Origin of the sequence: Bradyrhizobium sp. LA6.1, from assembly GCF_040547805.1 — a bacterium.
Lineage (GTDB): Bacteria > Pseudomonadota > Alphaproteobacteria > Rhizobiales > Xanthobacteraceae > Bradyrhizobium > Bradyrhizobium barranii.
Genome location: NZ_JBEPQK010000037.1, coordinates 1 through 12,318 on the forward strand (window position 1 = coordinate 1; position 12,318 = coordinate 12,318).

The window sequence follows — 12,318 nt, forward strand, 5'->3', positions numbered from 1 at the left end:
ATGGGATCGAGGTCATCGCCAAGCCGACCGACCGTCAGCCCATAACCGCCGCCGCCTGACCGGCTCCGGCCGTCACCAAAATTTGGCGATAGCTCGTGCACAGCACCAAGAGATACTATCGTTCAATGGGTTGCTGAAATCGTTCCGCTCTTGGTCAAAAGCTGATGGTGCCCGACCAAGAGACGGCGGCTTCCTGTCACTCGATAAGCGGACGTGTCGCTTAGTGCCTCCAGTCCTTCTCTCGCGATCACGCTCTGACGCATTAGCGAAATGCGTCTCGAGCGCCGTGGTAACAAAGAAATTTCCCGAGCTGGCTACCTGCTTAGTGTGAAGCCCATTGCGACGGCGTATCGTTTACCTTGGGTTTATGGTGCGCTCGGAGGGCGCATTAATTTTCTTTGATTTCAAATGGTTACGGAGCCTGACAGAGAGGTTAGGTGCATTTCCGTGGGCAAAGGTGCCTTTACCGTCCAACGAACGTCTTGATCGCGGCCCTTGAGATCCTCGAAGGCGCCTTGCTCACCTACATGTTGCCAGCGATGCCCTTTGGGCGATCTTTCCTTTGCCGGATTCAATCCGCCAGCTTGAACACGTGACTTTTAATCACGGGGTCCTGGGTTCGAGCCCCAGCGCGCTCACCAACAATATCAAAGACTTAGGTTCGATTTTCCTCGCTCCGTCGAAAAGCAATTTTGCCTTGTGCACACACAGTGCACACAGCGCGAGGGAGCGCCGCAATGGCTGATCTCACGGCGCTGGAGCGCGAACTGCTCGCTGCTTGTCGCATCGCCCTTCGCCAGCTCGAATACGATGGCGACGACAAGACAGCCTTCCATGGCGCTGCCTGGGAGGCGCTGACGAAGGCAATCACCAAAGCTGAGGTGCGAGAGCGCGCCGGTGAAGGCCCGCCAAGCTAAGGCATTTGCGAGGCGGCCCAGCCCCTATGGCGCACGCCATGAACGGCGGGAAGTAGAGCGCCCGCCCGACCGCAGGATTGCTACCGGCTGGCGCCAAGCGGGAGGCCGTGTGCGGTTGGAACACTGCGCCAACCTGACGATTATGGGTCAACATGTCGATGACGAGAGCGCCCGGTCAGCGCTCCCGCCTTCACCGGAAGGGAGTAGAGCCATGACCATCAAGCGTCGTAACCGAACCAAACATACTAAGACATTTGAAGAGCGACTGGCCGAAGAGGCTGCGCGCTTCAAGGAGGCCGCAGCACAGTTGCCGCCCGGCCCCGAGCGGGAGCTCTACCTCAGACGAGCCCGCCAGGCCGATACTGCCGCGAACATCAATGAATGGTTGACCTCTCCCGGTCTGCAGCCGCCAACCGCGCTAGAGAATATGCAGGTAGGACGACCGGCAAAGCGAGATCGAGTCGCCTCGGATTAGAAACCAGGGCGCTAGTTGCCGCATTGAACGAAATGGCAGAGTCGTTTGGCAGTTCGTTTTCGGTCGTTCAAGTGACGGCGGACGACACAACAACGCAAATTTGGATCGCACTCGCTAAACCGAGTCAGGCGCTGACATTGGTTCTCGCTGCCGTTCCAGAAGGCTGGACCGCGGAAGTGTTGGATGTCCCGATCACCGCAGAGCAGCAGCGAATGTTCGAAGAGCTTAACCTTCAGCCTGGTGATGTGTATAGGTTGACGAAGCCTACGTAGGCTGACGTAGCTCGCTTTCAGCCCTGTTGGCCGCCCGTAAGAGCTCCTCGATGTAGGGGGCGATGTCGCCAATCGCCTCCCGCAAGTCTGCCTCCGAAATGCCCTGCCCCTTGGCAGCCTCGATGAGACGCCGCGTGAGTTCTGCCACATCCTGCGACGCGCCCGCAGTCTGGTACTGCTCCACAGCGTGGATGCTGTTCTCCACCCAGAAATCGATAAACTCGCGGGCCTTGTCTGACATGTGACCTCCCTCGTCGGTACACACTTAGCGCGCTTCCAGGGAGAAGGCGGCAGCCTCGCACCACACGCTGCGTCACGCCATTCGCGGTCACCGTCGTCAGCACCGATGGCCGCCTATGTAATGCCGGCCATCGCTGGCTGGGCGGCGAGCTGGACTTCCATCATGTGCAGTAGATCCACCTCCGCGTTGCGCGCATCGCGATCCACGCCAATTTGCCATCCCGCGGCCAGTAGATCTTCAACCGGCGGCGTCGGCATAGCCGCGATTGCTAGCGGACTCTGCTGGCTGGAACCTGCAGCGAGCGAAAAAATTGACTCGTCAGGGAGGTTCCGATGACACAGAAAAATCGGACGCCACGTGGGTCGAGCACAATGGATCCCGTTACTGGTTCCGGCGCGGGCCAAGTTCCGACGAAACCGCACGACTCCGGCAGTCAGGCGAATGAAACTGTCGATGGCCTGGACGCTCAAACCGAAGCGTTGCGGCACGCGGCAGAAGATACGCCATCTGCTGCAGCACCTGACGACGAAGAAAAAGTGCCTGTCTTTGACCGGGCTGGTGCTGCGCCGAAAATCTGAGCGAGAAGACTGCCATGCACTGGCGCAAAGTGCCGAGCAGAATGAGCGGCAAGGTCTTCGATGTCGTGGTCTTGGCGTCTACCGCCTTAGTCGCCGTTTCGATTGTCTTGCTGGTTCTGCATTTTCCCGCGTGTCAGCCGAAATAGATAGAACTAGCTGTTCGTTGTCGGCCATTAAATCTCCGTAAGTGCGCAGAGCGTTTGTTGCGCAGCACGCGCCATGTTGTTAGACCGCGCCTTCAACATTGAAGGAGCGCCGAGTGGCCAAGAAGAAAAAAGTAGTTCGCCGCGAGTGGACCAAGACCGATATTCGGGACTTGAAGGCGCACTCCAAGGCGCGGACGCCTGTCGTAAAAATAGCCAAGATGACCAAGCGAACCGAGGGAGCGCTACGTCAGAAGGCTATCGTGTTGGGGATCGGCCTGGGGCATCAGCGGTAAATTGACGCTGGCTTCGTTGAGGGAGCCGCCAAATTTCGATATTGTTTTAACGCTCGCATCTGCGCCGATCAGGTGCAGACTACTGCGTCCGTCAAGGCAGCCGGAGCTTTTAGCTTTCGCGGCCTTGGGGTTGAGGGCTCGCCTTCGCCAGCCCCGGCGAGTCCCACCTCAGTCAGCGAAACTGACGCATTTAATTGTCCCACAGTGTAACATCGACGACATTGCGCCCAGGCACCCGCGCTGTACGCTTTATCTCGCCGGGGCTGGACTCAATATTTCACGTCTTATTTTTAACCCGGCTGGCCGCAGTGGTTCGCCGCTGCGGCCTTTTCGCATTGACGAATGCTTGGCAAACAGACGCGCTGACCAACAAGCCTCACTTCTTACGCTCATCGCCCAAGCTGGCGCCTTCGGCCAGCTTCATCCAATCAGCTGCAAGCCTTAACCAGGCTTCCTTGTCCGGCTGTTTAATTGCCCTTTCGGCTATGCGGCGGCATTCCTCGGCTTCGACTCTATAGCGATCCGCCTCCTCCTCGCTCATCATTCGACTCACCCAGCGAACCAACGCAGGATGGTCGACGAGGAAATCAGAGGATATTCGACGATAGACCCAAGCGGCTAACTTGGAACCGTCGCGTCGCGGTTTGGCAGGCTCACCCGGCGCGCAGATTTTCCGCCGAGTCCTTTCCGCGATTATTCACGACGTCGAAGCTAACCTTCGCCCCCTCTGCCAGCGAAGTAAAACCAGCCTTCTCAACTGCCGAGATGTGAACAAAGACGTCCTTCCCGCCTGAATCCGGTTGAATGAACCCATACCCCTTCGTCTGGTTGAACCACTTCACTGTCCCCATAGCCACTTAGCTTCTCCATTCTTTGAAAAACCAAAACTAGTGCCTGAATCTCGACAAAAGAAAGGCTGGTCGCAACCGCGCTCATGCGCCGGAGGTACGCGAGCCGAGGACGTCGTTTTACATCGTGTGAACCTCTTCACATGGGTATGACATCAGGACGGTTAATCTCCAGTCGCTGGCGAGAGGTTTCAGTTACAGCGGGAGGCGGCCGTGGCAGCAGACACAAAGGCGGACGACTGGTTTATTGCTGCGCACGTGCTGAGGGTACGCACGTCGTCGGGCACCGCATCGATATCGTTTAAGATTGGCAGCAGAGTAGCTAATATCGCAGCACTTTTAGGTTGCTCCGGACCAATCTCTGGAAGCGGTGTTTCGGACACGGACTTCCAACTAGATTCGCAACTTATGCGCAACATCAGCGGTCCATGGTCATTGAAGGACGTCAAGGGCCACCGAGGTGACGTCACGCAAAACGTGTCATTTTTTCCTGATGCGTTGTCGGGCGCGGCGTTTAATAAGAGCGGAAGCGTCTTTTTTAATTTCGAGATACCAAACCCGAGCTCCATGACCTTTACGATCAAGGGCCAGTGGATGGTAAAGATGGTCCTCAATCTTGGCACGACGTTTGTAATTTAGGACGCGGACTCATAACAACGCTGCCATAGCCTGATTGACGCGAGCTCAACAAAGGCAAGGTAGTTGGCGGCCAGCCTGTCGTAGCGCGTCGCCACGCGACGACATTGTTTGATCCTGTTGAAGAACCGCTCGATCTGGTTGCGAGCACGATAGAGATAGGGGCTGAAGCAGATCGGCTCGCTGCGGTTGGTTTTCGGCTGGATGTTGGCCCACGCGCCCTTCTTGATGGCAAGCTCCCTGATCCAGTCTGCGTCATAGCCACGGTCGGCAAGCAGCATTGACCCGGATTTCAGGCGAGACAGCAGTTTTCCGGCAAGTCGAACGTCATGGGCCTCACCGGGGCTCAGCGCCAGCCGTACCGGCAGACCATTGCCATCGACCACCGCATGGATCTTGCTCGTCAAGCCGCCGCGGGACCTTCCCATCGATTGGCGCTGGTTCGTTGTGATGCAGGCTCCATGCTGATGCACGCGGACAATGGAAGTGTCGATCATCTGGACAGCAGCATCCAGGGCAGTGGCAAGCGCTTCTATGATGCGGCTCCAAACACCGGCCCGCCGCCACCTGACAAGGCGGTTGTAGCAAGTGGTGTAAGGGCCAAACGCCGTCGGCAGATCACGCCAGGGTGCTCCTGATTGGAGGACCAAGAAGATGCCATTCAGAACCCGTCTGTCGTTCACCCGAGGAACGCCACGCGGCTTGTTCGGCAGCATCGGCTTGATGGCGGACCATTCATAGTCGGCGAGTTCGTAGCGCATGATTCGAGCCCCCAGTTTCACGGCAGTCCGGCCAAACGCAACGCTCTTGGCCCGACCCTGGTACGGCGCTTACGGACAAGAGCGGACATCAACAGCCCTCAATCTCTGCCAAAACTGTCGAAAATGACCCAGAGCGGACCATGTCCCCCCGCGTCGGCATCAGTGACGCCCCCGTCGAGACGGCGTGTACACCCGCCTCAGACGGGGTCACCGAGTCGAATAATCGCGCACAACGCCGACCAGAACATCATAATTCCTGCGCGCTTTCGGTAGCGGCGCGTATGAGTGAAGGTCGTTCAGATCGTTCCAGCAAAGGCCAAGGATATGATCAGCGGGACCCAACCATTTGCGCTTTGCCTGCCTGCGAAAGCCCTCGATCTTGTAAGGCGTGGCAGAGCACTCTCCGGTATCAGACAGCCTGGGGACGTCGACCCAGTGCAAGCGCGGCTGTTTCTGGATCAGCAAATCGCCGACAAAGACGCCGAGATCGAAGATGACATTGAGGCCACGAAGCCCTTCAGTCCATGGCGTCTGCATCTGGTAGTATGACTGACTGACAGCCCATTCTCTTAGAGAGGCTAGCGCGAAAGCGTTGTCGGGGAACCAAGCCGATACGCGGGTGAGCCCTGCATCGTCGAAGCTGGCGTTCACGCCGAGCTTGCTCAGAAACGATTGCAACGCGGCGATGCGCGTGGCGCGCTGAGCCATGAAGTACGCAAAGTTCACCTTCATATGCTCGGCGTATTCCAGGCGGTAGCGCTCGTAGTCTTCGTCGGTCTGATCGTCCCGGCGGCTAAGAAAAGCGCCCAGACGGTGGGGTGGCTGGTAAAGGGGGTAGTCCATCAGAGCCGGCGACAACACCTGTCGTTGTTCTACCAATTCTTTCGGTTCGCGCTTCAGCCAAGGAAACATCATGGTCTCTTCGGATATTCCGGCGGCGTAACGTGGCTGAAGCAAAACTACCAGATATTGCCCACCAAACAACGCCCTGCTCACGGTCTCATGTCAGTAAACCGTTGTGGCAGCGCCCTACCCAAGGTTCGGCGTTTAGTCCAAGTGGTTTGAAGCCTACGCTAACGCTCGCTTCTGTCCGCTAGTGGCCCATCGCGACATATTGCGCTGCCGCACGAAGTCGGTTGCTATAGGGGCAAAGCAGACATTGCTTTAGTCGCATAACGCCACCGGGTTTATGGGTACACGGCCTAGTCCGATCCTCGCGTCTTGACATGAAAGTTAGTCGAACAGGTCATCGGCTTCTTCCTCTGGGCACGCGCCTTCCAAGCATGCTCGTCGGGCTGTTCCTCCCTCATTTACCCTACCGCTCAAGCTTAATTTCAGCCTTCGATTGCGCTCGTCGGTTGCCCGATTACGCTGTCATCACCGGATGAGTTGCCCTGTCCGGCTTCAGCCTAGCGAAGTCGGCGCGCCATCATACTCGGCGCGTCGCTTTGTTTTTTCCCCGCGGAGATCAGCAGTGTGGCCCTACGGAGTCCTGGCGCTTTGCGTTGCGCTCCTGATCGTCGGAGCTTTCGCACTCATCATCGTCAGCTTCGATTTTCCGGACGAGCCTAAGGCCTGAGTTTAGCAGTGAGGCGCGCCTACGAGCCGTGTCGCAAAGGCTATAAAGCCGTTTCCGCCTTGAACCCCAAAACCGCCGCTCGCCTCGCCGATGCTAGCCCTGATGCTTCCTGCGCGATGGCGGTCGCGAGTTGGCGCTTTAGTTTGATTGGAAGCTGGTCGATTTGGCGATTGAAATCGTCGTTGGGCAATTCATCTCCAAACGATGGTCTAACGTAGATTTCGTCGCGCAACACAACGAAGCTTGACGATTTGATGATCTCGTGAGGTAGATGAACGTTTCGAGGTCCAAATGATCTGGGAGATTGTTGCTACCGCGCTCGCCGTCTTGGCGGTCAGGCTGCTGATCGCAAACTACCTGGTACGACGACGAGACGTTTTGCGTCGCGTCCGGCGGCGCTAAGTTTCCACCATGCCTCCACCAAACAGGCGCAGCCTGCCGAACCTACTGGACCTCAAACTTCTCAAAAACGAGCTGGTGAAAGGGCAACGGATCATCGTGAACGCAGCGGCGGGTCCCAGAATGGCGGGCCGACATGGCGTTGTTCGCGGATCTGGCGGAACGCGCCACCGCGTTCGCGTTTTGCTTGACGGGTCTAAGAATGAAATGACTTTACACTCCCGTTTTCTCGATGTGGAGAACGAGCCAGGTCGTGACCCCTGAGAGTCACCGATCTTGCGACGAGCCGGGGTTGGAGATTTTCTGATGAGTTTGTTGATTATCTCGGCATACGGAAATTGCCTGCTCGCACGAACCGCTGACTGAATTGATAAACGTGAGCCCGCGCCGTCCTTGACGACAAGAAGGGTCTGCGTGCTTCGAGTTATGACCTGCTGGTCCGCCCGAAATCGCGGCGTTCTGGCAAATTATTTGTCTTGCCGCGCCCCCGTCGACGCAATTCCGGCGTCCGATTAATTACCGGCTTTCAACGATTTTGCGGTGTCCAAATGCTTTTGCAACGTATCTATCTGGCCGGAAGCATATTCTCCGGCAGCATCCTTACTTTTCGATGCCTTCTTGTACTCGGCGATATCCTTTTGGTGGTCTGCGATCATGTGTGTCGCGAACATTCTATCGAAGCTTGCGCCGGACACTTTTGACATCTTGTCATGGTCGGCCTTTTGTTTTGCACTTGGTCCGCTTGGTGAGTTCATTCCCAGTCCTTGAGCAGCATCTAAAGCCTTCTGATTGGCGGGACCATGGTCTGTAGAAAGCATTCTGCCATACGACTTGACTGCGTCGCTTTGACCGTTCTGCTGCGCCAGCTCTCCCATGCTCACTTCAGCGAAATTGCCCTCGATTGCCTTCTTTAGGAACGTTTCGCTTTGCCTATCTTTTGCAGACCCGTTGGCCATTGAGATCGCCATCAAGGTTGCTGTCCCGAGCGATAAAAGCATTCTCAAGGCAAACTCCTGTGAGTTGTTTGTCGATGAACACGCCTGAAGCCCGGGAGGTTCCAATTAGGCGCACGGGGCGACATTGGAAGTTTCGCATCGCATTATTCAAACGTCCGCAAAGCACCTGACTAGTGGCCTTTCGGACCACTTACATGACCGTAGATGGCAAGGCGCGCATCGAGTGGGAAGCTCGAGCGCAGTGGAAGGAGAAGCCGTTGGAGGGCGCTGTGGATAAAGGCCGCCTCAGTGGGCGGCCTCATGAGAACGCCTCTATTTCGGTGTGCCGGTCTGGCTACCCGAACCGGTGGTCTGCTCCCTTCCCGGTTGGCCGGGGGAATGCGCAGAAGCGCCCGGCTTCTCTTGATCGGCCACGTAACCGGACGCTCCGGAGTTGCGTGTCGTGACCCCTTTGTCCGCATCACGCTGCATCTGCTCGTTGGGCTCGCTAGCCTTGAGCCCTCTCCTCCTTGGTTTGCACACTGGGTGCAGTCTTTTGCTACCGTCGCCCGGGTATTAGACAGGAAGCCGCAACGTGGTTTCCACACTTGATAGCGTACCGGTTGGCGTAGCTATTGCCATGTCTACGATCGTCAACGAACCCGACTGATTGTCATACAAGTACTTGAGATGCCAAACCGGCCCGACGTCCGGCGAGATAGCAAAGTCGTTCAACGCGTTTGTGATGTTGCGAACGGCATCGCGTCGTGCGATCGGTGCGGAGAACATCGCGTCTATCAGCGCTGCCAAGGTCATCCCCTCCACCAGCATAGCCCGTGCAGCTTCGTCACCGTGAACCAGCCGTAGGGCTGTCACGATGACGGCAATAGCGTCGGGGTTCTTGAGAGGCACGGCAAATTCGCTTCGACGCCCGTTGCGTGTTTACAACACCTCGGCACGAACTTGAGCCACGCCACGATCCGTAATCCCTAAGCTGTGCGCGGCGGCCAAGGATAAGTCTAGAACGCGGCCCCGGACCCACGGCCCGCGGTCATTGACGGTGACAATGACACTTCGGTTGCGGTGAGTGACGCGTAACTTGGTCCCGAACGGCAGGCGGCGGTGCGCCGCGGTCAGCAGATTCCGATCAAACGATGAACCGCTCGCTGTCCTGCCCTTGGAATAAGAGTAGTAGGAGGCTTTGCCAGAAAAGACTCGATTAGCTTCGAGACGATCTTTCGAAAGCCCTTGCCCGGTCTGAGGTTGCGCCTGCTGTGTAGTCGAAGGCGGGGCTTGCGGCTCATTCATCTTTGTCTGATCCAGTCCTTCAGGAGTTGGCTCCGCGTGAGCTTTTGGAATGATGGACCACCTGTCGTCGAAGGTTTGCGCGAAAGCAAAAGTCGAGTGGATCGCCATCCACGCTGCGATTGTCGCAATCGCGATCATTCTACAAAGAAGTCGCATGATTGGCCTCATGCACAAATGAAACAAGTGGACAATGCAAACTCATCGGCCCGTGTTCCTGCACACGCATTTACGTGCAGAACAAAGGTGAATGCATACCGGTGGTTCGGATGCGAGGTGCCGGAGATGTTCGGGCGCAGCGCAGCAAGCAGTTCTCTCGCTGCAGCGCATCACACAAGCATAGGAAGAGATTCGATTGTTACGAAATTGAGGGCTCCTAAACTGGGTCAGGAAAACTCAAATATCCCCAAAATGGGGATTCTTCGGCGCCCGCAAGAATCTTGAGCAAATGGGGTTCGAAACCAGCTGGGGGCGGTGGTCAAGCAAATGGTTGAATAGATCAGCGATAGCGCTCGCCATCGGCGAAGCGTCGAGAAGGCGGGAGAGTCAAGCCGCCCGCCTTCTGCGCAGACACTTTGCGGCGGTGTATTCATCGTGCACCGACGCCGTTTGCTCTGGACCAGCGCGAGGCGTTTGAAGGATGGGCGTGCCCAGCTCCGCGTCTATCAACCAACAGCCAATTGACCTATCCCTCGTGCTCGCTACAGACCAGCCGCCAAGCGCCAGCGGCTGGCCCATAAGCCGGACTCGTCGCTATCCTCTCGACATGACCAACGACGCCACCCTCAGGCGCGCGCTTGGCGAGAAACTGGACAGTGAGATCAGGAGCACACTGATGCGCTGCGTCTGCGGCACCACGTTCGACAGCTGGAAGCCGGCAAAGAGCTATCCCACCGCCAGCACATCTATGCCGCGCAGGCGGCCAATGGGACACACCGATGAAGCACACCGAAGAACGACCCTATGCAGACCCTGAGGCGGCCGCGCGCAAGCTTGTCGAGCTCGCGGCAAGCATCGAGGCTGTCCAGGACGGCCGCATCTACATCGAGCGGATCAACGCGCCGTTCATGTTCAAGCTGAAAGGGAGCGGCACCGAGTTCGGCGCTGGGCTCAAACACGCCGTCGATCGCGGCTGGCTCCAGCTGCACGAGAGCGGGACTTATGTTCGCTTGCTAGGCCCGGGCGGCCTACTCACTCAATAGATCAGAGTGAAGGACAACCAGCCCGAGAGAAGCGCGCAGAAACCAATTCCAACATAAGGCAATGCAAGGCGCATCGGGTATTCCCTCCGAGACGCGAAATATGCCGCCAATCTTTCATGGCAGTTGGCCGACGACAACGAATCTGAAGTTGTATCTTCGGGAGGAGAGAGGCAGCCAACTGCCTCGGCCTTAGTTCATCTTGCGCCTGAGCTTCCGAACGATCTCACGAAGCTCAGCGACATAATCCTCAATGATCCGCCGCGCTTCCTCCAAGCGAGACGGCTTGGGCTCTTTGGGCTCGCTCTGTTCCTCAGGCTTTCCCATGAGGCCCAGCGTGTCTGATGGCGGCCAGCGTCTCTTGATCTAAATCAAATCAGGCCACGCCGCCAACTGAGGCGGCCTCAAATCGTCAGTATTAGCCAAACGATTAGGCCAGCGTTCACGGTGCCTACGGTGACAATGCCTGCCTGAATAAATCGCTCGGTCATGGCGCTCCCTCGCGAATTTGAGGGAAAATTATGCACCAACTAGAAGTGGCGTCTATGCAGATTGTGCCACTCTAAGTCCCGTCACGGACCTTGCGTTCGAGCACGGCCGTCTCGACCTGATCGGCAAGAACCATAAGATGGCTGGCCAGCCTCTCGAACAAGTCCCGTTTGGCTTTGTCAGTGGCAAGATCACTGATGAGCTTGCACTCGGCCGCGTCGGTCCGCAGCTTTTCCAATTGCGCTTGAAAGTCCCGCATAGCACGCCCCGCCGCGCGTACCTTTCCCTTGGGCTGGTTTTACCACAGCCTTGGGCGCCCTGTCAGCGCTCACTTGGCGACTGCAACCGGGGGATCTGAGCCATTCGCTCATATGCGAACCGGTCTCAGCCTGCCTGGCTTTGCGGAGGAGGGTTTCGCGCTCAGAGCCGTGCGGGAGCTTCTTGGCTTGCTCTCTCAGGCGTTCGGCTTCTTGGGCAAGGCGCTCTTCGAGGGATTGGGTTTGCTTGAATCGACGACGGTGCTTCATGACTGGTCTCTCGTGCATACGGGTCCTAACCGCAGGGTTTGCAAGCACAATTTAGCCAAGTCCGCCCAAGGCCGTCGTTAACACATGCTTGAAAAGCTAAATGGTCGCGACGGTTCAGACGGTCGGCTCACGACTCCCGCCCATCTGGTGGTCTCTTTTCAATTCAGCCACCGAGGTCGGAAATAGCCAGTGTCAAAGTATCAAACTGAAAGTCTTAGGCGGGCCTCTGCAGGCCCGGCGAACGCACCCAGTCGCTCAGATGTGAGCCCGTCTCGGCAATCCTGGCTCGCTTAAGCAGGGCTTCACGTTCCGCCCCAGCGGGCAACTGATGAGCCCGTTCTTTGAGTTCGGCGGCCCGATCGGCCATACGTTCTTCAAGAGAGCGGGTTTGCTTCACTCTACGGCGCTCCGGCACAGCGGCCTCCTCGAGCAGCTAACGACGGCTTCTAAACGGCCCCAAAGAGATTCAGTTCCCGGAATTGAACTTCGCCGCCCTGCCGCCGAGCCTACTGCTCGTGCGGCCTTTGCCTTTGAGCCTTGCGCGCCATCTCCATCCATTCTTCCCCAAGCTTCAGCCACGCCTCCTTGTCGACCTCTCGCGTCGCCCTCTCAGCCTCATCCAGGCAATTCTGCGCTTGGCGCAGATATCTCACAAAATCAGTGTCGCCCATCGGCGTACAATGCGGCGGCGAACGGAAGGTGCCGAATGAGAAGGCGC

The 12,318-nt window shown here is 57.4% G+C and carries 16 protein-coding genes and 1 pseudogene; 6 read left to right on the forward strand and 11 right to left on the reverse strand.

Translation table 11 applies throughout. The annotated features are described in order from the left end of the window. The first annotated feature begins 737 nt into the window (after positions 1-737). Positions 738-917, forward strand: a complete 180-nt coding sequence (locus ABIB99_RS43180) for a hypothetical protein (RefSeq protein ID WP_247310007.1) — start codon at positions 738-740, stop codon at positions 915-917. Between the two features lie 211 nt (positions 918-1,128). After that, a complete protein-coding gene (locus ABIB99_RS43185; RefSeq protein ID WP_354181951.1) occupies positions 1,129-1,392 on the forward strand; it encodes a hypothetical protein in 264 nt (87 codons plus the stop codon). A 264-nt stretch (positions 1,393-1,656) separates the two neighbouring features. On the opposite strand, the gene ABIB99_RS43190 is transcribed toward ABIB99_RS43185, so the two are convergent. Both ABIB99_RS43190 and ABIB99_RS43195 read right to left on the reverse strand, forming a co-directional pair. After that, positions 1,657-1,905, reverse strand: a complete 249-nt coding sequence (locus ABIB99_RS43190) for a hypothetical protein (protein WP_354181953.1) — start codon at positions 1,903-1,905, stop codon at positions 1,657-1,659. A gap of 113 nt (positions 1,906-2,018) precedes the next feature. Then, positions 2,019-2,162, reverse strand: coding sequence for a hypothetical protein (locus ABIB99_RS43195; RefSeq protein WP_354181955.1), 144 nt, complete (start codon positions 2,160-2,162; stop codon positions 2,019-2,021). Positions 2,163-2,346: 184 nt separating this feature from the next. Here ABIB99_RS43195 and ABIB99_RS43200 point away from each other — a divergent pair, with 184 nt between their 5' ends. After that, positions 2,347-2,670 carry a hypothetical protein gene (locus tag ABIB99_RS43200; protein ID WP_354181957.1) on the forward strand — a complete coding sequence of 108 codons (324 nt, stop codon included), beginning with the start codon at positions 2,347-2,349 and terminating at the stop codon, positions 2,668-2,670. Between the two features lie 72 nt (positions 2,671-2,742). Continuing rightward, a complete protein-coding gene (locus tag ABIB99_RS43205) occupies positions 2,743-2,922 on the forward strand; it encodes a hypothetical protein (RefSeq protein WP_354181959.1) in 180 nt (59 codons plus the stop codon). Between the two features lie 376 nt (positions 2,923-3,298). On the opposite strand, the gene ABIB99_RS43210 is transcribed toward ABIB99_RS43205, so the two are convergent. After that, positions 3,299-3,466, reverse strand: coding sequence for a hypothetical protein (locus ABIB99_RS43210; RefSeq protein ID WP_247458048.1), 168 nt, complete (start codon positions 3,464-3,466; stop codon positions 3,299-3,301). Positions 3,467-3,575: 109 nt separating this feature from the next. Then, on the reverse strand, positions 3,576-3,779 hold the full coding sequence (locus ABIB99_RS43215; protein ID WP_354181961.1) for a cold-shock protein: 204 nt from the start codon (positions 3,777-3,779) through the stop codon (positions 3,576-3,578). Positions 3,780-3,983: 204 nt separating this feature from the next. Here ABIB99_RS43215 and ABIB99_RS43220 point away from each other — a divergent pair, with 204 nt between their 5' ends. Further along, positions 3,984-4,409, forward strand: a complete 426-nt coding sequence (locus tag ABIB99_RS43220) for a hypothetical protein (RefSeq protein ID WP_028154089.1) — start codon at positions 3,984-3,986, stop codon at positions 4,407-4,409. Here ABIB99_RS43220 and ABIB99_RS43225 read toward each other — a convergent pair. The 5 genes from ABIB99_RS43225 to ABIB99_RS43245 form a co-directional block, all read right to left on the reverse strand. Next, the gene (locus tag ABIB99_RS43225; RefSeq protein WP_354181963.1) at positions 4,406-5,167 is read right to left on the reverse strand and encodes an IS5 family transposase; all 762 of its coding nucleotides are present in this window, start codon (positions 5,165-5,167) and stop codon (positions 4,406-4,408) included. The two genes, ABIB99_RS43220 and ABIB99_RS43225, sit on opposite strands and share 4 nt — an antisense overlap. A 207-nt stretch (positions 5,168-5,374) precedes the next feature. After that, complete coding sequence (locus ABIB99_RS43230) at positions 5,375-6,163, reverse strand: hypothetical protein (protein ID WP_354181965.1); 789 nt, start codon at positions 6,161-6,163, stop codon at positions 5,375-5,377. Between the two features lie 1,494 nt (positions 6,164-7,657). Beyond that, positions 7,658-8,143, reverse strand: coding sequence for a DUF4142 domain-containing protein (locus ABIB99_RS43235; RefSeq protein WP_354181997.1), 486 nt, complete (start codon positions 8,141-8,143; stop codon positions 7,658-7,660). A 513-nt stretch (positions 8,144-8,656) separates the two neighbouring features. Continuing rightward, positions 8,657-8,992 (reverse strand): hypothetical protein, encoded by a 336-nt coding sequence (locus ABIB99_RS43240; RefSeq protein ID WP_354181967.1) that lies wholly within the window; start codon positions 8,990-8,992, stop codon positions 8,657-8,659. A gap of 30 nt (positions 8,993-9,022) precedes the next feature. Further along, complete coding sequence (locus ABIB99_RS43245) at positions 9,023-9,526, reverse strand: septal ring lytic transglycosylase RlpA family protein (RefSeq protein ID WP_354181969.1); 504 nt, start codon at positions 9,524-9,526, stop codon at positions 9,023-9,025. Between the two features lie 797 nt (positions 9,527-10,323). Here ABIB99_RS43245 and ABIB99_RS43250 point away from each other — a divergent pair. Further along, on the forward strand, positions 10,324-10,587 hold the full coding sequence (locus ABIB99_RS43250; protein ID WP_354181971.1) for a hypothetical protein: 264 nt from the start codon (positions 10,324-10,326) through the stop codon (positions 10,585-10,587). Between the two features lie 559 nt (positions 10,588-11,146). On the opposite strand, the gene ABIB99_RS43255 is transcribed toward ABIB99_RS43250, so the two are convergent. Beyond that, the gene (locus tag ABIB99_RS43255) at positions 11,147-11,332 is read right to left on the reverse strand and encodes a hypothetical protein (protein ID WP_354181973.1); all 186 of its coding nucleotides are present in this window, start codon (positions 11,330-11,332) and stop codon (positions 11,147-11,149) included. A gap of 85 nt (positions 11,333-11,417) precedes the next feature. Beyond that, positions 11,418-11,600, reverse strand: a pseudogene (locus ABIB99_RS43260) (hypothetical protein); the annotation flags it as partial. Between the last annotated feature and the right edge of the window lie 718 nt (positions 11,601-12,318).